We start from the raw sequence: 26,349 nt of genomic DNA on the forward strand, positions 1-26,349 counted from the left end.
TTCTATCGCTGCTCACCGATCTGCCGAAGCCATCCAGAGTTGTCCTCACTACAACTCTCGCTGGTGCTAGGCAACCGGTCACAAAGCATGACAGTAGCTCCAAATACAGCAGCCATAGCGCTGCTCGAGGGTGAAGGCTGCAAGCCGCGGGGAAGAGGTATTCCATCAAGGAGTTGGCCAAGAAATCCGGCCACAAAACTATCCAAACACCAGGGACTGGGATGTTTATGACAAACGATCAGCATTCAATACAGGCACGAATTCAGCACTTGATCAGCGAGAAAGGCCTGGGCGAAGGTGCCTCCCTTCCGAGCACGGCAGAACTTGGCAAGATGTGGGGATGCAGCAAGGAGGCCATCACTGAAGGGCTAGAGGCCGCAGCGCAGAGCGGCTGGATCAAGCTTCAAGGGGACGGCTCTGCCATGGTGTTGTCCGCGCTCATCCACCATGAGGCTGAAGAGTTCAGCTTCACACGATCAGCCCATCTTCTCGGAGAAGAGGTAAGAACGGAGGTCATCGCGAGAGAAATGGTAATGCGTTTGCCATTTGCGGATAATCCCTTAACGCAAATGGAAACGCGAGCTTATACCGCTCTGGGCTTAATGGAGCCAGAGCCTTTCATAGTAATCCCACGGATACGCTATCTGGGGGGGAAGCCTCGAGCCCTCCACCGCGTTTACTTAGACCCAAAACGATTCAGTCCGACCTTCTTGGCCGACCATGACTTCGCGAAGGAGTCGCTAATCACTGTCTATGAGTCATATGGGTATACCTTGACTTCGCGAGACACAATCCTCACAGCGCGCTTCCCCAATCGCCTCGAATTGCACGATCTCGCTCTCCAAAACGAACCATCGTATACGCCGGTTCTCGTCGCCGAGCAACAACTTTTCGCGCTCGATCCCGCGACCAGGACTCCCTTTACTTTGGAGTTTCTGCAAGGCACGTACTTGCATTGGCAATACCGAATTCAAGACAGACCTCCACCTCGGATGCTTAAGAAAAACTCGGGTCGATGATTAAGCCGCTTAGATGCGTCGGACTGCAGTTACCCCAAAACTGCAGAGCGTTTGTAACCGTTCACTCCCCCTATGCGTAATCGTTCACTCCCCCTAAGCGGTCTTGGATAAGTTCTCCGACATTCCGAGACGGCATTTCCTCATGGATTAGCTGTTGAAATGTCGGAAGACTTCTTCACGACCGCTTATGCTGCTGCCGGGATGGCTGGGAGCGGCGGGAGCGGCAAGCCCTTGCGCGCGGCTGCGATGACGGTGCCGAGGTAGCGCCAGGAGGATGCCCCACGACGGCGGCAGGTTTCGATGACGCTGGCCAGGAGCGCGAAGGCGCGAGACCCCGCTTCGGAGCGGGTACCGTGGCTGATGTGGCGTGCAATCACCCAGTGGCGCAGCGCCTGTTCGGCAGCGTTGTTGGAAAGCGGCAGAGGGGGCTCGGCGACCGGGCGCAGGATCACCTCCCAGTCGTAGAGAAATTCGCGCACGACGCTGCGTAGCGCCGGGTGGGCATCCATCCAATGCGCCTCGCATAGGTGCCGGAGCCGCGCGATGTCGACCGCGTAGCGCACAGGCAGCCCTTCCGGCGGCGGATCGATCCTCGCCGCGTAGATGGCGTCCATCAGCGTTTGCATGAGGCCTTCCATTTCCTTGCCGACCCCGGCCACCCGTCTATCGGTCGATTCGGCCAGGCCTCGCAATTTGCGCATCAGATGCGGCCAACAGCGCAGGCGGTTTTTCCAGGCGCGGTAGACCACGTAGCCATCGCTGATGAGCATGCCGTGATAGCCGTCTTGCAAGGCGTTCTCCAGAATTTCCGCGGTGCGCGGGCCAATGAGGAACCGCACCGTGTGGGTCGTGACCAAAGCCCACAGCCACAGCAGCAGGCCGGATTCCTTCCATGAGGTTTCATCCCATTCAGTTGCGGCGCCGGCACGAGGTCCGCTACCAACCTATCCTCCAGCGGGAAACTGGCGCGCCCCGCTTCCCGGATCGTCTCGTCGATCACGCCGGTGCTCAGCATCAGGCCGAATAATTCCATCAGCCCCTCGCGAATACGCGCCCGCGACAGGCGCATGCGCAGCCCGAGGAAGACGAGGACTCCGGCCAACTGGGGGCCCACCAAGCGCCACTCGCCCAGCTCGACCTTCTCCCACTGGCTGTCCGGCGGCGCCCGCCAAGGCTGCGCACGGCTGACATGACCACAGGTACACTCCACTTCGAGCAGGAGATGACGCGTGACACTGAACAGCAGCCCTATCCTGCCTTCTGCCGGCGGGGCAATGTCGATTTCGTCCCAGCCCGTGTAAGCCTCTGACTTGGCGTCCGCCGCCAGCGCTAGCCCACACGCCGCACAGTTCTCCGGTCGGTGCTCGCAAGTGGCGGTGACCGTCAGTTTCTGGGTACGGCCAAAGCCCTGACTGCCGAGCGGCTTGCCGGCCTTCTTCTTTGCCGCCTTCGGCGCTGAGGGGGACTTCTCTTCCGATTGGGCCGTCTCTTCCCTTACCTCCCCGGTTTCCGTCTCCCCTTCATCCGCTTCTACCGGGTTGGTCTCGCTTGGCGAATCCTGGCCCACCTCCGCGTCGCTGGCTCTCTCCCAAGGGGCCTGGCTCGTGGGCGGGCGCGAGCTGTTGTCCGGGTTTTGGTTCAGCCGATCATGTCACTCTTTGACGTCGTCCAGCAAACGCTTCGACACCTCCAGCAATCGCTCCGCCGGCAGCTTCTTCAGCCACTCGTCGTTCATTTGCAGAAGGTCGTGCTTGCGCAGGTGCATCGCGTCGTGTCGTCGTTACGTTACGCCAATTATGACATAGAACTTGCCGCTGCGCGTGAATTTTTGCGGGGGTGTGAACGGTTACCCCGGCCGCTTACTTCGCCACCGACACCCATCTCGACCCCGGATCGTCCTACAAGATCAACCGCACCCAGGCGATCGACAAGATCAAGCGCCAGATCGGTCGCTGGCTGCTTCTCGGAACGGCCACCACGCGCAGTCTCCAATCCCTGATGCAGGAACTCGCCGCGAACCTTCAAAAATTCGTCCCCGATCGGTCCCGGCCTCGAAAACCTCAGCCCAAGCCTCATCTCTCCATGCCTATAAACTATTATGACAAAGTGCTAAGTTGTGAGGATTGATGCTTGCGCCCGGCTGCACGAAAACCGGGACATGCGGCAAAAAGCCCTTGACCGCGCGGCGCGTTTTCATTAAGTGTGCACGGATGTGGCCAGCATGGACGGCGGGCATGACCTGCGGCTGACGGATCTGGTACCCTTGCTGCAGCACCGCTGTCTGGCATGGGCGAGCAGCGCCATGCACGGGAATTGTGAAAGCACTTGCCTGACAATTCACTTGCCCATATCGTACTGGCCCGCAAGGGTCGTTCACCTCAGCAGCATTGCACTTTCAGGATAACGGAAACCATGAAAAGAGATTCTCGCTTTCATATCGCTGTCATTCCCGGCGACGGTATTGGCCCTGAAATCGTGGCTGCCAGCCTGCAGGTTCTCGACATCCTGCAAGAGCGCCTGGGTGGCATCGGTTTCGATTTTCGTCACCTCGAAGGTGGCGCCACTCTTTACCAGAAAACCGGCAACGCTTTCTCCGACGAGAGCATGGCCGTGTGCAAGAAAGCCGATGCCGTGCTATTCGGCGCCATTGGCCTGCCGGATGTTCGTTATCCCGATGGAACGGAAATCTCCACTCAGTTTGATCTGCGGGTTGAAATGGATTTGTACGCCGGTCTGCGCCCGATCCGCAGCTATCCCGGCTTGCCGCGAGTGCTTACCGACAAGCGAGCAGCGCTGATCGATCTCGTTCTCGTGCGCGAGCAGACCGAAGGGCTCCTCTACTCGCGCGGGCGAGGGACGCTGGAGGAAGACCGGATCGCCTGGGAGACGATGAAGATCTCGCGCAACGGCAGCCGCCGGATCTCCGAGTTTGCCTTCCGTATCGCCGCACGACGCTCCAAGAGCCGGCGGCGTTCGGGCAAGGTCACCTGTGTCGACAAGGCCAATGTGCTCTCTTCGATGGCCTTTTTCCGCAAGATCTTCGCCGAGGTGGCAGCCAATCATCCTGAGGTCAAGGCCGAGTATGCGTATGTGGATGCAACGGCCATGAACCTGGTCAAGGCGCCTTGGGAATTCGATGTCCTGGTAACCGAGAACGCTTTCGGCGGCATCCTTTCCGACCTCGCGGCTGGCGTCGTTGGCAGCCTCGGTCTGGCACCATCGGCCGACATCGGGGACAAGCACGCCGTTTTTCAGCCTGCGCACGGCAGTGCCCCGTACATGGCCGGTCAGGGGATTGCCAACCCGATAGCCCAGATCCTTTCGGTGGCGCTGATGCTGGACTGGCTGGCCGACCAGCATGGCGAACCCCGACTGGCGCATGGCGCACGCATCCTGGAGCGTGCGGTTGAAAAAGCACTGACCATGATCTGCCCGATCGAATTCGGAGGACAGGACGGAACGGCAGCAATTACCAAAGCAATCATGACCCAGATCCGCAAGGTCTGACCACTAACGGTCATGGCTATTGCAGGCACCCCCGATCATGAAAGGCATGACCGTTTCCCACTCCCCCGCCCCCTCACCCGCAAGTGGAGAGGGAGCCCTTCGACCAGGCTCAAGGCAGGATTCGTGAGTCGCGGATGCGATTTTCACATTAATCGATGCATGCGGTGCGACTGCTACAATGGCGACTACCGACAAGAACAAGGATCCCTTCAATGACTGCCAAGCCGACCCCTGCCACCGCTGATCGCCAGTTGCTGCCCACCGTCGAGCGGCAAACCGGGGAATCCCCAAGGTGCGCGATCATCTGGCTGCACGGCCTCGGGGCCGACGGGCATGACTTCGAGCCGATTGTCGATGAGTTCGACTTTGACCGCTTGCCAGCGCTCCGTTTTATCTTTCCGCATGCGCCCATGCGCGCAGTGACCATCAATGGTGGCTACGTGATGCGCGCCTGGTATGATATCGTCACGCTCGATTTTGCGCCGGGACGAGAAGAGGCAGAGGGTGTGCGTACATCGGCACGACAGATCGAGGACCTGCTCGATCGGGAAAATGCACGCGGGATAGCGGATGCGCGAATCGTGCTTGCCGGTTTCTCACAGGGCGGAGTGATTGCCTTGCACACCGGCCTGCGCCATCCACGGCGCCTGGCGGGGATCCTGGCGCTGTCGTGCTATCTGCCGCTGGCCGATACCCTGGCTGCAGAAGCGCAGCCGGCCAACCGCGATGTGCCGATCTTCATGGCGCATGGGCGTGCCGATCCGGTCATTCCCTACGACCTGGGAAAGCGTTCAGCCAAGTTGCTGAAGGCAGCGGACTATCCGGTACAGTGGCACGGCTACGCTGCCGAGCATACGGTGTGCCTCGAAGAACTGCATGACATCGAGGCCTGGCTGAGCAAAGTACTGGCAGACGTCTGCTGAGCATCCTGTCCTTACTGGGCGTAGCGCAACAACCTAGATCGAGTTGATGATGCCTTCTCGGGCATGCGTGCTCCTCGACTCGCCCCGCGGATTTGGCTACACTTCATGAAATCCTTACCATTCATGGGGAAATGTCATGCGCCGAGTCGTTTTCAATCAGAAGGGAGGCGTTGGCAAGTCGACGATCGCCTGCAACCTGGCGGCCATTGCCGCTGCGCAGGGCAAGCGAACGCTGGTGGTCGATCTAGATCCACAAGCCAATGCTTCCCGCTATCTGCTCGGCAAGGCACTCGACGAACAGACCAAGACCCTCGCCAATTTCTTCGAGGACATTCTTGGCTACAAGCTGTTTCCCGAGACACTCGATGCCTACGTTGTCCCCACACAGTTTCCCGATCTTGCCGTGCTGCCTTCTGACGCCAAGCTGGAGGAAGTGCAGTTCAAGCTCGAGTCACGCTACAAGATGTACAAGCTGCGGGAGGCGCTGGAGAAGCTGCAGGGGTATGACGAAATTTTCATCGATACCCCGCCGGCCCTGAACTTCTTCTCCCGCTCGGCGCTGATCGCCGCCGACACCTGCCTGATCCCGTTCGATTGCGATGATTTCTCGCGTCGCGCCCTGTACTCGCTGTTGGACAGCGTGCGCGAAATCCAGACCGACCATAACCGTGGCCTGCGGCTGGAAGGCATTGTGGTCAACCAGTACCAGGCACGTGCCAAGCTGCCCTTGCGTCTGGTCGATGAACTGCGCGCCGAAGGACTGCCGATCCTGGATGCCTTCCTGTCGGCGTCGATCAAGATTCGTGAGTCACACCATCAGGCGCTACCGATGATCCACCTCGACCCTCGGCACAAGCTGACCTGCGAGTTCACGGCTCTCTACGACCGGCTCCTTCGGTAGGTACGTGAAAGCCGTGACGCCATGACCGTTGACGCTGCTCCGACGCATTCCCGGCCGCATCTGCTTGCAGTTGTGCATCCAGAAAAGCATTCTGCTCGTATGCAGATGCATCGACCCACTCAACAATTCATCCGGGAAGGGCAAGATGCACGTATTCGTGACCGGCGGCACAGGCTACATTGGCAGCCACCTGATTCCGGAATTGCTCGCACGCGGCCATCGGGTTACGGCGTTGACGCGGCAGGAGTCGGCAAACCGGCTAGCACCCGGCTGCCGCATCGTCGTCGGCGATGCGCTCAATGCCGCAAGCTACGTGCAACAGATCGAGGGGGCCGACGTCCTGGTCCATCTGGTTGGGGTTGCCCACCCAGGGCCGAGAAAGGCTGCGGATTTCCGGAGCGTCGATCTCGCCTCCGCAGGCGCGGCGCTGACCGCAGCGATGGAGGCCGGAATCAATCACCTGCTCTACCTCAGCGTTGCCCAACCGGCACCGGTGATGCAGGCCTACATTGCCGCGCGTGCCGAGGGCGAAAGATTGATCCGCGCCAGTGGCATCGCAGCCAGCTTTCTTCGCCCGTGGTATGTGCTGGGACCCGGCCATCATTGGCCGTTGCTGCTTCTCCCAGCCTACCGCCTGTTCGAGCACCTGCCGCCAACACGCGAGGCGGCAAGGCGCTTCGGTCTGATCGACATCGAGCAGATGGTGAGAGCGCTGGTACGGGCAGTGGAAAACCCGCCCACAGGTGTGCGCATCTGGGGAGTACCAGAAATTCTGCTGGCAGCCGGGTAGACGAACCGGGCGGCGACGGGGCCAGCGTGCAATATGCCGGCGATGTACGGTCAGCTCAGGTGTATGCAACTTGACGCCGGCAAAGGGAAAGCAGGATCCCGCCTCCTGTCCTGCCTGCAACCCGAGACTGCGGCACTCATTGCGGCATCAGCGTTCTACCGGCGTTTCGGCTTCGTACAGCACACCGAGCCATTCCCTGATCTGCCGATAGACGCGCGTGTCGTTCAGCAATCCCAGGTGACCGAGTTTGCCGATCCTGGCGCTTTCGACGTCGCCTTCAATTTCGTGTGTGATCGCGCTACTCAGAGGCACCAGCCCATCGCCAAGGAATTCGCTGAGCGGATGCTCGACATTTTTGGCGAGACTGGCGCCAAGAAAGCGGAAAGCAATCGTGTGTGGCTCGGGTAGCGTCTGCGGAGCACCGGGACCTCGGCGCAGATCCTTGATGCCTTGGCTGCGCGTCGCGGCAATATTCCCGAGGGGACGGGTGACTGCGCTGAGTTTCAAGGCGGTGGTTGCCAACTGACCGAGTCGCTCAAGTGGTGAACCGAGATGCGGAGATCCGAGGCAGATCAGCATCCGTGTCGACTGCGGCCATTGCATTCCCGCCGCCACCGCCTGATCGCAGGCGCCACGCGCGATCAGTCCGCCCATGCTGTGACCGATGATCAGCAGTTCACTGGCTGGCTGCGGCCAGGCAGTCAGCAAATCCTCGAGAAAAACTGCCAGTTGCGCACAATTTTCGGCAATCGGCAGGCCGGTGTTGTAGCGCAGGTAGAGCGGTGTGCAGGCGAATTCCGCTTGCAGCTGGTGTCCAAAATGGCTTTCGCACGCGGCTGCAGGTTCGCCACGATCGGTACATTCCCAACAATGTTCGTCACAACCCAGTCCGTGGACGAAAACGCACAGGCGCCTGTCCGCTTCGGGAAAAGCGCTGCGCAGCGCATCGGTATTCAGCGGCACGCTGTTGCCGTGTACCCGAATCGCCATGTTAATCGCCAGCAAGTTGTTACTGGCAGCAAGATGGTCTCCGAAAGCGCCATTGAGTGCGCTGTGCAGGCCGCTTGCGAAGCGCCCCGGTGGCTTGCCAGGGGAAGAGTGCTGCCTTTCGAGTATTGCCGCAGCCTCGAGAATACCGCCGCTACCGTGGTGAATTGTTGCGTAGACGCCTGCTGAAATGCTGTCATGAACGGCTTGCACGAGCTGAGCCGGCCAGCAAAGCAGCGGAATTCGCCGAAAGACATTGAAAGATTTGTCGGCAATGGCGCCATGCATTTCCTTGACACACAGAGTGGTTTCCTGAACCGCAACTTTGGCGACCTGACTGTAACCAGTCCTCTGCGGCGTTGATCCGAAGTCTTTTCTGCCATGCGGCATGGGTTATCCTTCGCGGGTGGTGATTGGGAAAGATGAATCCGTGGTCAGTGCGTCCGTACTGCTTGTGCCCGAACAGCGACCGTCAATGAGTTACCCCCTCTCTGCGCAGAACCTTGGCAAAAGTCAGCCACAGTATCCGAATATCCAGCCACAAGGATTGGCGTTGCAGGTACTCGCTATCGAGCTTGACCTTTTGGGAAATCGGCAGTTCATCGCGGCCGTTGACCTGTGCCCAACCGGTCAGTCCCGGTAGCAACTCATGAACCCCGAGTTCGCTGCGCAGGGCAATCAAGTCATGCTGGTTATACAGGGCCGGACGCGGCCCGACAAAGCTCATGTCGCCGACCAGAATGCTCCATAACTGGGGCAGTTCATCGAGGCTGGATCTGCGCAGGAACGAGCCCACGGGCGTCAGGCAAGCCTGCGCATCCCTTAGTAGATGGGTCGCCACGACCGGGGTTCCAACCCGCATGCTGCGGAATTTCGGCATTCTGAAAATCCGGTTGTGACGTCCGACGCGATCAGACCAATACAGCACGGGTCCGGGCGACGTCAGCTTGACCAACAGAGCGAGCAGACCCGCAGGGAGCAGTAGCAAAACCGCCGCCAGGCAGGCGAGTGACAAGTCAAGAAGGCGCTTGACTGGAAAAAGCGGCATGTGCATGTATCTGCACCCTGCGGGAAACGGCGCAGCTGCAGGTGCTAGCTGTTGCCGTTGTCCAGAAAGCTGCGCAACTTGTCTGAGCGTGATGGGTGGCGAAGCTTCCGGAGCGCCTTGGCTTCGATCTGTCGAATTCGCTCACGGGTCACGTCGAACTGTTTTCCGACTTCCTCAAGGGTGTGGTCGGTGTTCATTTCGATTCCGAAGCGCATGCGCAATACCTTCGCTTCGCGCGGAGTCAGGGTGTCCAGCACGTCCTTGGTGATGAAGCGCAGGCTCGAGTAGAGGGCAGCCTCGGTCGGTGCGAGCGTCGCATGATCCTCGATGAAGTCGCCAAGATGCGAGTCATCGTCGTCGCCGATCGGCGTTTCCATCGAGATCGGCTCCTTGCTGATCTTCAGGATTTTGCGAATTTTCTCTTCCGGCATCTCCATCTTCTTGGCCAGTGTTGCCGGATCGGCTTCCAGACCGGTTTCCTGCAAAATTTGCCGGGAAATGCGATTCATTTTGTTGATCGTCTCGATCATGTGCACTGGGATGCGGATGGTGCGTGCCTGATCGGCGATCGAGCGAGTGATCGCCTGGCGGATCCACCAGGTGGCATAGGTCGAAAACTTGTAGCCGCGCCGGTATTCGAATTTGTCAACGGCCTTCATCAGACCGATATTGCCTTCCTGGATGAGATCGAGAAATTGCAGGCCGCGATTGGTGTACTTCTTGGCAATCGAGATCACCAGTCGCAGATTGGCTTCGGTCATTTCCCGTTTGGCGCGGCGTGCCTTGGCTTCACCGGTAGACATCTGCTTGTTGATGTCCTTCAATTCGCGCAACGGAATGCCGATACGGTCCTGCAGAGCAAGCAATTTCCTCTGCTCTTCCTTGATGTTCGGCGCGTTGCGCGAGAGGATCGCGCCATAGGTCTTGCCGGCCGTAGCGATCTCGGCATCCACCCAGTCGATGTTGAGTTCGTTGCCGGGGAAGACCTTGATGAAATGCGCCCGCGGCATGCGCACCGTGTCGACACAGATCCGCTGGATCTTGCGCTCGCAGGCACGCGCCTCATCGACCATCGCGCGGACCGAGTCGCACAGACGCTCAATCGTTTTCGAAGTAAAGCGAATGCCCATCATCTCTTCCGAGATCTGCTGCTGGAGCCTGAGGTAGGTTTTGTCCTGGGAACCTTTCCTGGGCAAAACGCCATGTGCTTGTGCGTAGTGCAATCTGATCAGTTCAAGGCGTGCAAGCCCTTCCGTCTTGAGTTTGAGCAACGAGGCGGCAGCAGCAGCGCCCTCGACCGCCTCGCCGCCTTCTTCCTCGTCTTCCTCATCGTCCTCAGCCACCTCCTCGGCCAACTCTTCGAGTGAGTTGTCAATTTCGGGGTCGATCAGCCCATCGATCAATTCATCGATGCGCATCTCATCGCGTGCGATCTTGTCGGCGCAACTGAGGATCTCGGCAATCGTTGTCGGGCAGGCGGAGATCGCCTGGATCATGTGCTTGAGGCCATCTTCGATGCGCTTGGCAATCTCGATTTCGCCTTCACGGGTCAGCAACTCGACCGAACCCATTTCGCGCATGTACATGCGTACCGGGTCGGTCGTCCTGCCGAACTCGGAGTCCACCGTTGACAGCGCCTGTTCCGCCTGCTCTTCCACATCGGCATCGTCTGCACCGGCCGCCGGGGTGGCATCCGACATCAGCAGCGTTTCGGCATCCGGCGCTTCATCATAGACCTGGATGCCCATGTCGTTGAAGGTGCTGATGATGCTTTCGATCTGCTCGGCATCGACGACATCATCAGGCAGATGGTCATTGATTTCGGCGTAAGTAAGAAAGCCTCGTTCCTTGCCGAGCTTGATCAGCGTCTTGAGACGCATCTTGCGCGTTTCGTCGTCAACCGGTACCGGTTGGCTCCCGACTTGCGCCAGAAGGTCTGCCGCTGCCTTGGCTTTCGCCGCCTTCGTAGTTACTACCTTTTCCCTTATCATGACCATTTCCCGAATAGCGTTAGACTGGAAAAACTCTTGATTGTATCATCCCTTATACTCCGGTGCCGTGCCGCCCACGCGCAGTGAGCGCCGCTAGATATTGCCGCTTTTCTTCGCTCGAGAGTCCGCTCACCCCAAGCCTCTGAGCCTTCTCCTGCAACTGCATGAAGACTCGTTTGTGTGCGCCTTCGAGTAGCTGCTGGACCGCGCCAGTAAATTCGGCATCAATCTCGTCTTCGGCAAAAGGCTCTTGCATTAGTTCAGCCGCGGCTGCACGCAGGATGCCCTCACATTCGCTGCCTCTGAGCTTTTCGATCAGGCTTGGGTAGGCCAGTGACTGGGTGCCGGCAGCAGCAATCGTTTCACATATCAGACGCACCGCTCCGGCTTCAGTCGAGTTGCCGGGAAGCAGGTCGAGTGGCAAGCCTGAGGCCAGTTGCGGTTTCTGGAGCAACAGGCGCAGCAATGGCCGTAGCAGCGAAGGTGCTTGTCGTGGCGCGCGCGCCGGCTCTGGCTGCGTCAGTGGTCGCAGTTCGCACAGCCCTTCCACCTCGGCTTGCGAAAAACCACTGACCTGTGCCAGGCGCTTGACCAGTTGCAGTCGAAGCAGGGAAGACTGCAGGCGGCCCAGCAGCGGTTTAGCGTCGGCGACCAGCCTCGCATTGCCTTCGGCACTGCTCAGATCGCAGTGTGCCGACAGTTCACTCAGCAGAAAATCGGAGAGCGGTGTCGCCTGCGCGATCATCTGCCGAAAAGCCTCGCCGCCGTGTCTGCGAACAAAACTATCGGGGTCCTCGCCGTCCGGGAGAAAGACAAAGGCAATGCTTTTCTGTTCAGTCAACGCCTCAAGACTGTTCTCCAGGGCACGCCACGCGGCCTTACGTCCGGCGGCATCGCCATCAAAGCAGAAAACGATCCGCTCCGCCTGGCGCAGCAGTTTCTGTACCTGCATGCTCGTGGTGGCTGTACCGAGCGTGGCAACCGCATTGCCGTTTCCGTACTGCGCGAGAGCCACGACATCCAGATAACCTTCGACGACAATCACCGTATCGCGCTCGCGTATGGCCGCGCGTGCCTGCGGCAGCCCAAATACCTCGCGGCCTTTTTCGAACAGAGGCGTTTCGGGAGAGTTCAGATATTTCGGCTCGCCCTGCCCAAGTACACGGCCGCCGAAAGCGATCACCTCGCCCTTCTGGTTGATGATCGGAAACATCACTCGCTCGCGAAAACGGTCGTAGAGACGCCCTCGCTCATTGCTGATCACCAGGCCCGATAGTTGCAGATCAGGACTGCTGTAATCATCGAAAGCGGCAGCGAGGTTCTGCCATCCCTCTGGCGCATAACCGAGGCCAAACCTGCGGGCAATTTCTCCGCTGACCCCCCGTTCCTTGAGGTAGCGGATTGCCTTTTCGGAACACTTGAGTTGCTCGTAGTAATATCTGGCGGCCCGCGCCATGCTTTCGGCAAGCGCTTGTGATTTCGGAGCGTGTGCTGGAGCATGTCCCTGATCCTCGGGAAACGGCATGCCGGCGTGAACAGCGAGTTCCTTGATGGCGTCAACGAAGCCCAGGCCGGCGTACTCCATAAGAAAGCTGATTGCATTGCCGTGCGCGCTGCAGCCGAAGCAGTGGTAAAACTGCTTGCTCGGGCTGACCGTGAAAGAAGGCGACTTCTCGCTGTGGAACGGGCAACACGCGGCAAAGTTGGCGCCCGTTTTCTTCAGCGGAACGTAGCCGTCGATCAGGTCGACCAAGTCGACGCGATACAGCAACTCCTGAATGAAAGTGTCCGGGATCAATGGGGCTCCCTTGAACAGCTACAGTTTCAGAAGCGACAAAAGCCGCCCGTCTACAGACGGGCGGCTATCCAGGCAACGCCAATCCGGTGTCAGTACATCTTGGGCGGCAAGGTCTGGCTGCGCATCCGCTTGTGATGACGTTTGACCGCTGCGGCCAGCTTGCGCTTGCGCTCGGCAGTGGGCTTTTCGTAGAACTCGCGAGCTCTCAACTCGGTCAGCAGACCGGTCTTCTCGACGGTTCGTTTGAAACGGCGGATCGCAACTTCGAACGGCTCATTTTCCTTGACGCGAATAGCAGGCATCGACTCTTCCCAGGTTCAAAAACATCAAAATATAGTTTAGCCGCATATTATAAACAGACTTGCCGCGGAACTCCAGGGAAATTTTTGAAGGATTTCGGTATCAATGCACATGCTGCATGTGATCGGTCAAAGCCATGCGCGCACCGCTGCCCGCCCGGATCAAGAAGAAACGGCTTCACGCACAGCGCTTGCCAACTTCTCGGCCGCTCGACAGACTGTCGCCAAGTCCTGACCCTCGACCATCACGCGCAGCAGCGGTTCAGTCCCCGAAGCACGCAGGAGCACCCGCCCACAACCATCGAGTTCGCTCTCCACCTCGTGCTGCGCGGCTCCGATCAGGGGGTGGTCTTTCCAGGGAAAGCCCTTGCTCAGCGCAACATTGATCAGCTTTTGTGGATAGAGCTTCAGGTTCCCGAGGAGTTGTTGCAGATCGCCCCCCGCGTCACGCAGCCCAGAAAGCACCTGCAGGGCGGAAACGATGCCATCGCCAGTAGTGTGTCGGTCGAGGCAGAGAATGTGCCCCGAATTTTCCCCACCATAAAGCCAACCCTTTTGCCTCAGCATGTCCATCACGTATCGGTCGCCGACATTGGCGCGGACAAAAGGTACATTGAATTCAGCCAGCGCATGCTCAAGGGCGAGATTGCTCATCAAGGTGCCCACGACACCTGCCACACTGCCCTGGCGCAGCCGGCTCCGCACTACCGCAAACAGGAGTTGATCACCATCGTAGATATTGCCGACAGCGTCAACCATCATGACCCGGTCAGCGTCTCCATCCAGCGCAATCCCGAGGTCGGCACCTTGTGCCACGACAGCGTCACGTAGGGCTCCGGGAGCCGTGGCACCGACCTCCTGGTTGATGTTGAGGCCGTTCGGTTCGGTGCCGATACTGCTCACCTCGGCGCCCAGTTCGTGGAAGACATGCGGTGCGATGTGGTAAGCCGCACCGTTTGCGCAGTCGACAACGATTTTCAGCCCCCGCAGATCCATTTCAAACGGAAAAGTGCTCTTGCAGAACTCGATATAACGACCATCCGCATCATCGATTCGCCGTGCACGGCCAAGACCGGCCGAAGGCACACAAGTCAGCGGCTCGTCGAGCGCTGCTTCAATCTCGGACTCCATCTCATCGGGCAACTTGGTGCCCCCTGCCGAAAAGAACTTGATTCCGTTATCATAGTAGGGATTGTGCGAAGCAGAAATGACGATTCCCGCCTGCAAGCGCAGGGCGCGGGTGAGGTAAGCAATGGCTGGCGTGGGCATTGGCCCGACCAGGCAGACATCGACACCGGCGGCAGAAAACCCGGCTTCCAGCGCGGCTTCCAGCATGTAGCCGGAAATACGTGTGTCCTTTCCGATCAGGACCGCTGGCCGCTCTCCCGCCTTGACATGGCTGCGCGCCGTGTCGCGGGCAGCGAGCACCCTTCCTGTCGCATGCCCCAGGCGCATGACGAAATCCGGCGTGATCGGGACTTCCCCAACACGCCCGCGTACGCCGTCCGTCCCAAAATACTTTCTTGTCACGATTTTCTCTCCCTCGGAGCGCAGATGAGTCGACGTCTGTCGAATGGGTTCCATTCTACGCAAACGCCGGTGAAGCGACTGTCAAGAAAGACACAAACAGGCTTATTGATCTTCCACGGCTTGCCAGATGGCCAGAGCGTCGCGTGTCTGCGCGACGTCGTGAACACGCAACAGGCGTGCACCGCGTTGCACGGCCAGCAAGGCGGCGGCGACGCTGGCAGCCAAGCGGTCTCCGACCGCCCGCGCGGTAATGGCACCGAGCATCGATTTGCGTGATATGCCCGCCAATACGGGCAGTCCGGCAAGCGGTAACTCGGCGAAGCGACGCAGAAGTTCGAGGTTGTGCTGCAGCGTCTTGCCGAAGCCAAAACCCGGATCAAGCACCAGACGATCACTCGCTATCCCGGCTGTTCTGACCTGCGTCACACGGCTATGGAGAAAGTTCAGGACCTCGGCGACGACATCGGTGTAGACGGGACTCTCCTGCATCGTCAATGGCTCGCCGCGCATGTGCATCAGGCAGATTGCACAGTTGCTGTCGACCACCGCAGCAAGTGCACCGGGCCGGCGCAGCGCGTAGATGTCATTGATCATCGAAGCGCCGTGCAGTAACGCTGCACGCATCACTTCAGGCTTGTAGGTATCGACCGAAATCGGCACACCGCATCCGTCCAGCGCATCCAGCACAGGCAGCAGGCGGCTGAGTTCCTCTTCAACGGTTGTCGGAATGGCACCTGGGCGCGACGATTCGGCTCCGATATCGAGCAGATCTGCACCTTCTTCGATCTGTCGGTGAGCGCGCACGATTGCCCTTGCGGCGTCGCCCGCCAAACCGTCACCGGAGAATGAATCCGGGGTCAGATTGACGATGCCCATCACCAGAGGACGGGCGAGTGTGAGTTGAAAATCCCCGCAGCGAAGCAGCATAAAAAAGCCGAACAAGCGTTGGACCGGACCCGCTGACGCGGGTCCAACTGGCGCTACTCCACTCAGGCCGGCGCGGTTGCGCTGGGCGCGGCATCCGGCGTGTTGTGGTCCGGCTTGCTCGGCGACGGTGCCTGTGGCTGCTTGGGTGGGCGTGGTGGCTTGCCTTCCATGATGTCATTGATCTGGTCGGCGTCTATCGTTTCCAGTTCAAGCAGCGCTGCTGCCATTGCCTCGACCTTGTCGCGATGATTTTCGAGCATTCGACGCGCCAAAGCATACTGCTCGTCGATGATCCGGCGTATTTCCGCATCGACCTTCTCCATCGTCGCTTCGGACATGTTCTTGTGCGTGGTCACCGAGCGTCCGAGGAAAACCTCACCATCGTTTTCCCCATAGACCATCGGACCGAGTGCATCGGACATGCCGTAGCGGGTGACCATGTCACGCGCCATTTGCGTTGCCCTTTCGAAGTCATTCGACGCCCCGGTGGTCATCTGGTTCATGAACAGCTCTTCAGCAATACGGCCACCGAACAGAACGGCAATCCGGCTCATCAGATAGACGCGGTCGTAAGCGTAGCGATCCTCCTCCGGCAATTGCATGGTCAGGCCGAGCGCACGACCGCGCGGGATGATGGTCACCTTATGCACCGGATCGGATTTCGGCATCAGCTTGGCGACCACTGCATGCCCGGATTCGTGATATGCCGTATTGCGCCTCTCGTCCTCGTTCATGACCATGCTGCGACGCTCGGCGCCCATCATGATCTTGTCCTTGGCCTTTTCGAAGTCTTCCATGTCGACCAGGCGCTTGTTGCCACGCGCGGCGAACAGGGCCGCCTCGTTGACCAGGTTGGCCAGGTCGGCTCCGGAAAATCCGGGGGTCCCGCGGGCGATGATGTCCGCCTTGACGTCGGGGGACAGCGGCACCTTGCGCATATGCACCACGAGAATCTGTTCGCGCCCACGGATGTCGGGAAGCGGGACGACGACCTGACGGTCGAAACGTCCCGGACGCATCAGCGCCGGGTCGAGCACGTCGGGACGGTTGGTGGCGGCGATCACGATGACCCCGACGCTGGCCTCGAAGCCGTCCATCTCGACCAGCATCTGGTTGAGCGTCTGCTCGCGTTCGTCATTGCCACCGCCAAGTCCGGCGCCACGCTGACGACCCACCGCATCCAGTTCATCGATGAAAATGATACAGGGAGCATGTTTCTTGGCGTTTTCGAACATGTCGCGAACGCGCGCAGCGCCGACACCGACGAACATTTCGACGAAGTCGGAACCCGAGATCGAGAAGAAAGGCACCTTGGCCTCGCCGGCAATCGCCTTGGCGAGCAGCGTCTTGCCGGTACCGGGGTTGCCAACCAGTAGCACGCCCTTCGGGATACGCCCACCGAGTTTCTGGAATTTTGACGGATCGCGCAGGAAATCAACGAGTTCCGAAACTTCCTCCTTGGCCTCGTCGCAACCGGCAACATCGGCAAAGGTGATGGTATTGGTCGATTCGTCGAGCAGCCGTGCCTTGCTCTTGCCGAACGAGAAAGCGCCGCCGCGTCCGCCGCCCTGCATCTGGCGCATGAAGAAAATCCATACGCCGATCAACAGCAACATCGGGAACCAGCTGACGAAGATGCTCATCAGGAACGATTGCTCTTCCTCGGGCTTGGCCTCGATCTTGACTCCGTGTTTCAGCAGATCGGAAACCATCCACAGATCCGGTGGCGCGTAGCTGGTCAGTTTGCGGCCGTCGGTCGTCGTTGCCTTGAGCACACGCCCCTCGATGACCACCTTGGCAATCGTACCCTTGCCCACTTCCTCGATAAACTGTGAGTACTCCATCGACGACTGGGTTACCTGGCGATTGTTGAACTGGTTGAACACCGTCATCAGAACGAGACCGATCACCAGCCAGACTGCCAGATTTTTGAACATGTTATTCAATGCGTTACCTCTTCCACGTTACCCGATCCGGGATTTCTCGCGAAACCTTGCCATTTCACAAGTTCACATTAGTACATTCTAAACCGATTCGCCCCTGCTGAAGCAAAAGCGACATCGAAGATACTCTCACTCTTTCAAGGTCCTGCCCAGCAGATATACTTCCGGGCTGCGATCACGCGAGGCGTCCGGCTTGCGTGCGGACACCACATTGAAAGTCTTGCGCATTTCCAGCAGAAAATCGGTAAAACCCTGACCCTGAAAAACTTTGACCAGAAAAGCGCCTTCGGGTTTCAGCCAGTTGCGGGCGAATTCCAGAGCCAGTTCGGCGAGGTGCGAGCCACGGGCCTGGTCGCAAGCCGCAGACGCCGGATATATTGGGCGACATGTCGGAAAGAACAAGCCCTGCTTTCTCACCCCCGAGCAGGTTTTCGAGGACATCGAGTACTTCCTGCTCGCAGAAGTCTCCCTGGACGAAGGTCACACCGTGCAAAGGCACCATCTCCAGCAGATCGACGGCGATGATGCGGCCCCGGCCCTGCATTCTCTTCGCTGCGACCTGCGACCAGCCACCGGGGGCCGCCCCCAGGTCGACGACCACGTCGCCAGCGCGGATCAGATGGTCCTTGTCATCCATCTCAAGCAGCTTGTAGGCGGCGCGCGAGCGATAGCCTTCAGCCCGCGCCCGCTGCACATAGGGTCGTTGACATGCTCACGCAACCAGGCATTGCTCGATCGACTTCGATTCATTCGCCAAAACCCGCTAAAATGGATGCTTCAAAAAAGGTACCCTGCATGCTCAACCTCAGTTCCAACGAGCGCCGCGCCTTGCGTGCCCGCGCGCATTCCCTGCATCCCGTGGTCTCGATCAGCCAGAACGGCCTCTCCGAATCGGTCGTCAAGGAGATCAACGCCAGTCTCGCCAGTCACGAACTGATCAAGATCCGGGTCTATCACGATGACCGGGAAGTCCGTGAGCACTTTCTCGCGACAATTTGTGAGCAGCTCGACGCGGCGCCGGTCCAGCATATCGGCAAACTGCTGGTGATCTGGCGCCCGCCGGCGGACAAGCCAGCCCAGGCTGCAGAGGCCGCACACCAGACCCCTTGGTCGGCGCCCCAGCAAGCGCAGCTTCCAGGGGGTTCGGAGCGCTGATTCCGCTGTGACCGGGGAAAGCGTCGCCGGAAGGAGGTGTCTTTCGGACAGCGCACGTCCTTATCTGGCGCCGCGCCCGGCACGGGTCACGAGCAGCAAGCCGAGCACGCTCTGAACGAGGTAGAGGATGCTCGAAACGCCATGCCAGGCAGCGAAGCGGTTCCGCAACACGCTCTCCATCACTTCGCGCGGCAAGGCGTCGGCTTTGAGCTGCGCCAACAGCGGCTGCAGTCCGAACAGACTGACCGCGGTGAGTACGAGCATCAACAGCAGCAACCAGAAGTTCCAGCGCCGCATGACCGCGCTGCCGCTACGCAGCAACAGGAACAACAACAGGTAGCTCGCACAGGCCAGGCCCACCCAGCCCATCAACTCGAAGAGCTTGCCGGCAAGCATGCCTGCCGTCTGACGGTCGCTACTCAGCGCGGCGAACAGGGTCGGCGCCACGAGATAGCCGATCGTCCACAAGCCACCAACCCAGAGGGTCAGCGCCACGTCGTACAGGGCATCCGCGAGGCGTCGCATGGCTCGCCTACTCGTAGCGGACTTCGATGATTTCGTATTCGCGAATACCACCGGGGGCCTGAACCTCGGCGATGTCACCGGCAAACTTGCCGATCAGCGCACGCGCGATCGGCGAGTTGATCGAAATCTTGCCCGCCTTGATGTCGGCCTCGTCCTCACCGACAATCTGATAGCTGACGCTGAGGCCGGTTTCCTGGTCCTCGAGATCGAGCGTTGCCCCGAAAACGCAACGCCCGTCGGCGTCGAGCAGCTTCGGGTCGATGATCTGGGCATTCGCGAGTTTGCTCTCGATTTCCTTGATGCGGCCTTCGACAAATCCCTGCCGTTCCTTGGCGGCATCGTACTCGGCGTTCTCCGAGAGATCGCCGTGCGAACGCGCCTCGGCAATCGCTGCGATGGCGCGTGGGCGTTCGACGGTTTTCAAATTATGCAGTTCGGCGCGGAGTTTCTCGGCGCCATTGACGGTTACAGGTATTTTGCTCATCTCATTCGCTGCCCACGAAGAACCGGCACCCCCCAGATCGGCGGATTCGACGATTCCATGGGTTAACTAAGTTTCAGTTGTGCGTGCAAATCCTGTATCGGATAGACGACCAGCTCGCCACGATTCCTGATCCCGTCCGCTGCCGCTTCCGCACCCCAGATCGTCGTGTAGATCGTCACCCGTGCCGCCAGGCCAGAGGTGCGGATCGAGCGAGAGTCGCTGATGGCCTTGCGCTTTTCGTCCACGGTATTGATGATCAGGACGATCTCGTTGTTCTTGATCATGTCGACCACATGTGGACGACCTTCGGTCACCTTGTTCACTGGCGTCACGGCAATTCCTGCTGCCGCGATGGCCGCCGCCGTACCGCGCGTGGCAATCAGCGTGAACCCTGCCGCCTGCAGTTCGCGGGCAATATTCACCGCCTTCGGCTTGTCCGATTCCTTGACGCTGATGAACACCTGCCCCGAACTCGGGAGGCGGACGCTGGCTGCCAACTGGCTCTTGACGAAGGCCTCGGAAAAGCTGAGCCAACTCCCATCACCTCGCCGGTCGACTTCATTTCGGGACCGAGAATGGTATCGACGCCGCGGAACTTGGCGAACGGAAAAACGGCTTCCTTGACCGAGAAATAATTCGGGACCACTTCCTGGTGACCCCCTGGCTGGCGAGCGATTGCCCGACCATGCAGCGGGCAGCGATCTTTGCCAACTGTAGCCCGGTGGCCTTGGAAACGAAGGGGACCGTACGCGATGCGCGCGGGTTGACTTCGAGGACAAAAACGACTCCCCTCTGGATCGCGAACTGGACGTTCATCAGACCGCAGACCTTCAGCCCCATGGCCATCAGCCGCGTCTGCCGGCGCAGTTCGTCCTGCAACTCGACCGACAGCGAATACGGCGGCAGCGAACACGCCGAATCACCGGAATGCACGCCGGCCTGTTCGATATGCTCCATCACTCCGCCGATGAGCACCTCCTGGCCATCGCAGAGCGCATCGACGTCCACCTCGCAGGCATCGTTCAGGAAACGATCGAGCAACACCGGCGAATCGTTGGAAACCTTGACGGCTTCACGCATGTAGCGTTCGAGGTCGCGCTCTTCATGGACGATTTCCATTGCCCGGCCGCCGAGCACGTACGACGGACGAACCACCAGCGGATAGCCGATTTCGGCTGCCAGGCGCAGTGCCTCGGGTTCGGTGCGGGCGGTACGGTTGGACGGCTGTCTGAGGCCCAGATCCTGGAGCAGCTTCTGGAATCGCTCGCGATCCTCGGCAGCGTCGATCATGTCCGGGCTGGTGCCGATGATCGGTACGCCGTTGGCTTCGAGGTCACGTGCGAGCTTGAGCGGTGTCTGCCGCCATACTGGACGATGACGCCGAGCGGTTTTTCCACGGCGACGATTTCCAGCACGTCCTCGAGCGTCAGCGGCTCGAAGTAGAGGCGATCGGAGGTGTCATAGTCCGTGGATACCGTTTCCGGATTGCAGTTGACCATGATCGTCTCGTAACCGTCGGCACGCAGCGCGAGCGCAGCATGCACGCAGCAGTAGTCGAACTCGATTCCCTGGCCGATGCGGTTCGGGCCGCCACCGAGGACCATGATCTTCTTCCGGTCGCTGGGATTCGCCTCGCACTCTTCCTCATAGGTCGAGTACAGGTAAGCGGTATCGGTGGAAAATTCGGCTGCGCAGGTGTCGACACGTTTGTAGACCGGGCGCACCTGCAGCTCGCATGGCGGCGCTCGACGAACCGCCGTCTGCGTCGTCCGCATCAGGGTCGCCAGGCGTTTGTCCGAAAAACCGGCACGTTTCAGATACCACAACTCGTCGCGTGACAGCGAAGCGAGCGGCCTGCCGCGGATCCGTTCGGCCTTCTTGTAGAGATCTTCGATCTGCGCCAGGAACCACGGATCGATGGCCGTCAGCCGATGAATCTCGTCCAGGGTCAGACCGATCCGGAAGGCGTCGGCACGTACCAGATACGTTCCGGGCGCGCCTCGCTGAGCGCCATCTCGATTTCCTCGCGGTCGACGCTGCGCTCGTCGAAGCCGTCGACGCCGATCTCGAGGCCGCGCAAGGCCTTTTGCAAGGATTCCTGGAAGGTTCGCCCGATGGCCATGACTTCGCCCACCGATTTCATCTGCGTGGTCAGCCGCGAATCGGCCTCGGGGAATTTCTCGAAGGCGAAACGGGGCACCTTGGTGACCACATAGTCGATCGATGGCTCGAACGAGGCCGGGGTCTTGCCACCGGTGATGTCGTTGGCCAGTTCATCGAGCGTATAACCCACCGCCAGTTTTGCCGCCACCTTGGCGATCGGGAAGCCGGTGGCCTTCGACGCCAGCGCCGAAGAACGCGAAACACGCGGGTTCATCTCGATGACGATCATCCGCCCGTCCTGTGGGCAGATGGCGAACTGGACGTTCGAGCCGCCGGTATCGACGCCGATCTCGCGCAACACCGCCACCGAGGCGTCGCGCATGATCTGGTATTCCTTGTCGGTCAGCGTCTGTGCCGGAGCGACGGTAATCGAGTCGCCGGTATGCACCCCCATCGGGTCGAGGTTCTCGATCGAACAGACGATGATGCAGTTGTCCTTGCGATCGCGCACCACCTCCATCTCGAACTCTTTCCAGCCGATCAGCGACTCCTCGATCAGCAACTCGCTGGTCGGACTGGCTTCCAGGCCGCGTTTGCAGATTTCGACGAACTCTTCCTGGTTGTAGGCAATGCCGCCACCCGAACCGCCCATGGTGAACGATGGCCGGATGATTGCCGGATAGCCGATCATCGCCTGCACCTGCAGCGCTTCCTCCAGCGAGTGCGCCATCGCCGAACGAGCCGAACCGAGACCGATGCGGGTCATCGCCGCCTTGAACTTCTCGCGGTCCTCGGCCTTGTCGATGGCTTCCCTGGTGGCGCCGATCATCTCGACGCCAAAGCGTTCGAGAACGCCATGTCTGGCCAGATCGAGCGCACAGTTCAGCGCCGTCTGCCCGCCCATGGTCGGCAGCAGCGCGTCTGGACGCTCCTTGCGATGATCTTTTCGACGACTTTCCAGGTAATCGGCTCGATATAGGTGACGTCGGCCATTTCCGGATCGGTCATGATCGTGGCCGGATTGGAGTTCACCAGGATCACCCGGTAGCCTTCCTCGCGCAGCGCCTTGCAGGCTTGCGCACCGGAGTAATCGAACTCGCAGGCCTGTCCGATGACGATCGGACCGGCACCGATGATCAGAATGCTCTTGATGTCAGTGCGCTTGGGCATGAGTCGCCTTTTCGTCTTGCATCATCTGGACAAAGCGGTCGAACAGGTAGGCGATGTCGTGCGGCCCCGGACTGGCTTCCGGGTGGCCCTGAAAGGAAAAAGCAGGCAGGTCGTTACGCGGCAGGCCCTGCAGGGATCCGTCAAACAGCGACACGTGCGTTGCCTGCAGGTTCGCCGGCAGGGTATCGGCATCCACCGCAAAGCCATGGTTCTGGCTGGTGATCAGGACCTGCCCGGTCTGGAGATCCTTGACCGGGTGGTTGGCGCCATGATGGCCGAACTTCATTTTCATCGTCCTGGCGCCCGAGGCCAGCGCCAGCAACTGGTGACCGAGGCAGATCCCGAAAATCGGTACGCGCCTGGCGAGGATTTCGCGGATGGCCGTGATCGCGTAATCGCAAGGCTCGGGGTCGCCAGGTCCGTTCGAAAGGAATACCCCGTCCGGTTGCAGCTTGAAGACCTCGGCGGCGGTCGTCTGCCGGCACCACCGTCACCCGGCAGCCACGCGCGGCCAGCATGCGCAGAATGTTGTGCTTGACGCCGAAATCGTAGGCGACGACATGCACAATGGTGTCGGCGCAGCACGATAGCCGCCCAAGTGCCATGGCCCGCCGTTCCACTCGTAGGACGCCGCAACGCTGACCACCTTGGCGAGGTCCATTCCGGCAAGACCGGGGAAGGCGCGTGCCTCGGCAAGCGCACGCTGCTCATCGATCTCGAACGCCATGATGCAGCCCGCCTGCGCGCCCTTTTCCCGCAGCAGGCGTGTCAGCTTGCGCGTATCGATACCGGCAATCGCCACGATGCCATGTTTCTGCAGATACCCGGCCAGTGTCTCCTGCAGCCGCCAGCTCTCGGCGCGAACCGGCAGGTCACGAATCACCAGACCGGCGGCATGATTGCCGGCGATTCGAAGTCCTCGGCATTGCAACCGACGTTGCCGATGTGCGGGTAGGTGAGGGTGACGATCTGGCGACAGTACGAGGGATCGGTCAGTATTTCCTGGTAGCCGGTCATCGCCGTATTGAACACGACCTCGCCGCTGGTACTGCCGCCGGCGCCGATCGCCAGGCCACGGAAAATCGTGCCGTCGGCCAGTGCGAGAATCGCGGGCGGAAGAGTGGGTAACAAGGACACGAAGGACTCCTGGTGAAGCTGCTGTTGAATTTGCCTGCCTGTCCGAGCTGTAGATACGCAAAAGCGGGACGGGCACACAGCCCTCCCGCTCGGATCCTTGCAAGCCGCAGGATTATACCGGAAAGAACCCTTAATTGGGCAATTCGCAGGCTGCCAGCGTCTGAAACCTGTGCAGCCAGCGCTTGTCAGAAGCCCGGCACAGTGCTTTAATCCCTGCACTACCACAGATCAGGAGAAATCAGGAAATGCCAGATACTCGATTCAAGCCTTTGCCCTGGACCCGGCTCAAGAGAGGCGTCCCCTGTTACCTGCCAAGAAGGGCAGCAACGAGCACTCCGGTTGATGCCCATTCGCCGGCGCTGCGGGTGATGACCGATTTTCAGCGCATGACGCCGATCACGATTGCGCGCGATGCCTCGCTTGACGATGCCAACCGGATCATGGCGCTGTGCCATGTGCACTACCTGCTGGTGGCCGACGAGCAGAGACAGTTGCAGGGGATCGTCACCGAAGCCGGGACCAAGGGTCACCGGCCGCTGGCCGTAGCCCATACGATGGGCGTTCGTCCCAGCGAACTGGTAGTCGGCGATGTGATGATCAAACAACACGATGATGTCGAAGTGATGCATCTCAAAGATGTGAGCCTGGCCCGGGTAGGCAACGTCGTGGCAACCCTGAAGGAGCTGGGGACGCCTTACTGTCTGGTCGTAGACCACGATGAAGAAGACCATCACATCCTCTGTGGCATCTTTTCCCTGGCCAAGATCGAACGTGAGATGGGGCTTGCACAATCGGCGGAAATCGCACAAACCTTTTCGCAGGTAGTGAGTTCACTTGACCACTGAGCATCGCACCACCCGTTCGCGATCCCATGCCGGGCGGTATTTCCGAAAGTAGCCGAGCCATGAGCGGACGTAACGACACCCCTGCAATCTCATTCGACGACCCAGGGCGGCACGGTATGACACAGCGTGTCACCTGGGTCAGCGTGCTGGTCAATATTTTCCTGACCAGCGCGCAGGTCGTCGCGGGCATCGTTGCCCATTCCCAAGGTTTGATCGCCGACGGCCTGCATTCGCTATCCGATCTGGTCTGTGATTTCCTGGTGCTCTTCGCTGCTCACCACAGCAAGGATCCTGCCGACGAACGCCATCCCTATGGCCATGCCCGCATTGAAACGGCGGCATCGTTTGCGCTGGGAGCCATTCTCGCAGTCACTGGCGCCGGGATCATCTGGGGCGCCGGGGTGAAGCTGCAGAACCTCGACAACCTGCCACCGGTACAGCAGCTGGCGCTATGGACCGCGATCCTTGCACTGGCGGCGAAGGAGGGCCTGTTTCGCTACATGCTGCACGTGGGTGAGCGCCTGCGTTCGCCGATGCTGATCGCCAATGCCTGGCATGCCCGCTCCGACGCCGCCTCGTCACTGGTGGTGGCCTTGGGAATCGTCGGCAATCTGATGGGCTACAACTTTGCCGACTCGGTGGCAGCAGTGATCGTCGGCTTCATGATCGTCCGCATGGGCGTGGTGTTCGCCTGGGATGCCATTCTGGAACTGATCGACACCGGCTTGTCGGTCGAGGAGGTCGACAGCATCCGCCAAGTGATCGTTGATACCCCCGGCGTCAGGAATCTCCACGAGCTGCGCACCCGTCGCATGGCGCATCGCTCACTGGTCGATGCACATGTTTGTGTCGACGCGCGCATTGGTGTTTCGGAAGGTCACCGTATTGCCGAGATGACCCGCAAGCGCGTCCTCGACAGCCATGCCTCGGTTTCGGACGTGCTCGTTCATGTCGACGTCGAGGATGATATGGATCACGACAGCAAGCTCCAGAGCATGCCCGACCGTAGTGAACTGATGAAGGAGTTGGCCCCCATGCTCGCCGATCTTCCGGAACCCCGGCGAGTCATCCTGCATTATCTCAATGGCCGCATCGAAGCCGAGTTACTCCTGCCTCGCCAGGCCCTCGGAGATCTTGCCGCGGTCAACAAGGCTGAACGCGAGATCGCCAGGCAACTGGCGGAATATCCACTGATCAGTTCCCTGTCGATCCACTACGGTCGGCAGGTTTTTCCCGCCAGGGGCCGCTGATTCCTGCGGGAAACGGG

At 59.9% G+C, this 26,349-nt stretch carries 19 protein-coding genes and 3 pseudogenes; 8 read left to right on the forward strand and 14 right to left on the reverse strand.

What is annotated here, in order from left to right; all coding sequences use genetic code 11:
* Window positions 1-269 precede the first annotated feature (269 nt).
* Complete coding sequence (locus V5B59_RS07225) at window positions 270-1,019, forward strand: GntR family transcriptional regulator (protein WP_169071248.1); 750 nt, start codon at window positions 270-272, stop codon at window positions 1,017-1,019.
* Window positions 1,020-1,204: 185 nt separating this feature from the next.
* On the opposite strand, the gene V5B59_RS07230 is transcribed toward V5B59_RS07225, so the two are convergent.
* Window positions 1,205-1,876: an IS66 family transposase gene (locus V5B59_RS07230; protein ID WP_248594976.1), complete on the reverse strand. Its 672-nt coding sequence runs from the start codon at window positions 1,874-1,876 to the stop codon at window positions 1,205-1,207.
* Window positions 1,877-3,431: 1,555 nt separating this feature from the next.
* On the opposite strand from V5B59_RS07230, the gene V5B59_RS07235 reads away from it, so the two are divergent.
* The 4 genes from V5B59_RS07235 (at window position 3,432) to V5B59_RS07250 (ending at window position 7,140) form a co-directional block, all read left to right on the forward strand.
* Window positions 3,432-4,526, forward strand: coding sequence for an isocitrate/isopropylmalate dehydrogenase family protein (locus V5B59_RS07235; RefSeq protein ID WP_034912885.1), 1,095 nt, complete (start codon window positions 3,432-3,434; stop codon window positions 4,524-4,526).
* A gap of 212 nt (window positions 4,527-4,738) precedes the next feature.
* Window positions 4,739-5,449, forward strand: coding sequence for an alpha/beta hydrolase (locus V5B59_RS07240; protein WP_169071247.1), 711 nt, complete (start codon window positions 4,739-4,741; stop codon window positions 5,447-5,449).
* 136 nt (window positions 5,450-5,585) lie between these two features.
* Window positions 5,586-6,350: a ParA family protein gene (locus V5B59_RS07245; RefSeq protein WP_034912882.1), complete on the forward strand. Its 765-nt coding sequence runs from the start codon at window positions 5,586-5,588 to the stop codon at window positions 6,348-6,350.
* A 145-nt stretch (window positions 6,351-6,495) separates the two neighbouring features.
* A complete protein-coding gene (locus V5B59_RS07250) occupies window positions 6,496-7,140 on the forward strand; it encodes an NAD-dependent epimerase/dehydratase family protein (RefSeq protein WP_034912879.1) in 645 nt (214 codons plus the stop codon).
* Between the two features lie 147 nt (window positions 7,141-7,287).
* Here V5B59_RS07250 and V5B59_RS07255 read toward each other — a convergent pair whose 3' ends face one another.
* The 9 genes and pseudogenes from V5B59_RS07255 to V5B59_RS07295 all read right to left on the reverse strand — a co-directional run bounded on the left by V5B59_RS07255 (window position 7,288) and on the right by V5B59_RS07295 (window position 18,413).
* Window positions 7,288-8,517, reverse strand: coding sequence for an esterase/lipase family protein (locus tag V5B59_RS07255; RefSeq protein WP_169071246.1), 1,230 nt, complete (start codon window positions 8,515-8,517; stop codon window positions 7,288-7,290).
* An 82-nt stretch (window positions 8,518-8,599) separates the two neighbouring features.
* Entirely contained in the window at window positions 8,600-9,175 is a 576-nt protein-coding gene (locus tag V5B59_RS07260) for a sugar transferase (protein ID WP_034912875.1), read from the reverse strand.
* Between the two features lie 44 nt (window positions 9,176-9,219).
* Window positions 9,220-11,166: an RNA polymerase sigma factor RpoD gene (gene rpoD / locus V5B59_RS07265; RefSeq protein WP_211203471.1), complete on the reverse strand. Its 1,947-nt coding sequence runs from the start codon at window positions 11,164-11,166 to the stop codon at window positions 9,220-9,222.
* Between the two features lie 52 nt (window positions 11,167-11,218).
* On the reverse strand, window positions 11,219-12,964 hold the full coding sequence (gene dnaG / locus V5B59_RS07270) for a DNA primase (protein WP_169071244.1): 1,746 nt from the start codon (window positions 12,962-12,964) through the stop codon (window positions 11,219-11,221).
* 89 nt (window positions 12,965-13,053) lie between these two features.
* Window positions 13,054-13,266, reverse strand: coding sequence for a 30S ribosomal protein S21 (rpsU, locus tag V5B59_RS07275; protein ID WP_034910746.1), 213 nt, complete (start codon window positions 13,264-13,266; stop codon window positions 13,054-13,056).
* A 159-nt stretch (window positions 13,267-13,425) separates the two neighbouring features.
* Window positions 13,426-14,793, reverse strand: coding sequence for a phosphoglucosamine mutase (glmM, locus tag V5B59_RS07280; protein WP_034918910.1), 1,368 nt, complete (start codon window positions 14,791-14,793; stop codon window positions 13,426-13,428).
* 102 nt (window positions 14,794-14,895) lie between these two features.
* On the reverse strand, window positions 14,896-15,720 hold the full coding sequence (gene folP, locus V5B59_RS07285; protein ID WP_034918907.1) for a dihydropteroate synthase: 825 nt from the start codon (window positions 15,718-15,720) through the stop codon (window positions 14,896-14,898).
* A gap of 62 nt (window positions 15,721-15,782) precedes the next feature.
* Window positions 15,783-17,666, reverse strand: a complete 1,884-nt coding sequence (ftsH, locus tag V5B59_RS07290; protein WP_169071243.1) for an ATP-dependent zinc metalloprotease FtsH — start codon at window positions 17,664-17,666, stop codon at window positions 15,783-15,785.
* A gap of 126 nt (window positions 17,667-17,792) precedes the next feature.
* Window positions 17,793-18,413: pseudogene (locus tag V5B59_RS07295) on the reverse strand (RlmE family RNA methyltransferase).
* Between the two features lie 45 nt (window positions 18,414-18,458).
* Here V5B59_RS07295 and V5B59_RS07300 point away from each other — a divergent pair.
* On the forward strand, window positions 18,459-18,818 hold the full coding sequence (locus V5B59_RS07300) for a YhbY family RNA-binding protein (RefSeq protein ID WP_332351733.1): 360 nt from the start codon (window positions 18,459-18,461) through the stop codon (window positions 18,816-18,818).
* A gap of 60 nt (window positions 18,819-18,878) precedes the next feature.
* Here V5B59_RS07300 and V5B59_RS07305 read toward each other — a convergent pair whose 3' ends face one another.
* The 4 genes and pseudogenes from V5B59_RS07305 to carA all read right to left on the reverse strand — a co-directional run bounded on the left by V5B59_RS07305 (window position 18,879) and on the right by carA (window position 24,231).
* Window positions 18,879-19,343 (reverse strand): DUF4149 domain-containing protein, encoded by a 465-nt coding sequence (locus V5B59_RS07305; RefSeq protein ID WP_332351734.1) that lies wholly within the window; start codon window positions 19,341-19,343, stop codon window positions 18,879-18,881.
* A gap of 7 nt (window positions 19,344-19,350) precedes the next feature.
* Complete coding sequence (greA, locus tag V5B59_RS07310) at window positions 19,351-19,827, reverse strand: transcription elongation factor GreA (RefSeq protein WP_034909153.1); 477 nt, start codon at window positions 19,825-19,827, stop codon at window positions 19,351-19,353.
* A gap of 62 nt (window positions 19,828-19,889) precedes the next feature.
* Window positions 19,890-23,100, reverse strand: a pseudogene (gene carB, locus V5B59_RS07315) (carbamoyl-phosphate synthase large subunit).
* Window positions 23,084-24,231: pseudogene (carA, locus tag V5B59_RS07320) on the reverse strand (glutamine-hydrolyzing carbamoyl-phosphate synthase small subunit). Before carA ends, carB begins: the two co-directional pseudogenes overlap by 17 nt.
* A gap of 374 nt (window positions 24,232-24,605) precedes the next feature.
* Here carA and V5B59_RS07325 point away from each other — a divergent pair.
* Both V5B59_RS07325 and V5B59_RS07330 read left to right on the forward strand, forming a co-directional pair.
* On the forward strand, window positions 24,606-25,082 hold the full coding sequence (locus V5B59_RS07325) for a CBS domain-containing protein (RefSeq protein WP_169071241.1): 477 nt from the start codon (window positions 24,606-24,608) through the stop codon (window positions 25,080-25,082).
* 116 nt (window positions 25,083-25,198) lie between these two features.
* Entirely contained in the window at window positions 25,199-26,332 is a 1,134-nt protein-coding gene (locus V5B59_RS07330; protein ID WP_248594974.1) for a cation diffusion facilitator family transporter, read from the forward strand.
* Window positions 26,333-26,349: the final 17 nt, after the last annotated feature.

It is taken from the genome of Candidatus Accumulibacter contiguus (assembly GCF_036625285.1).
Taxonomy (GTDB): domain Bacteria; phylum Pseudomonadota; class Gammaproteobacteria; order Burkholderiales; family Rhodocyclaceae; genus Accumulibacter; species Accumulibacter contiguus.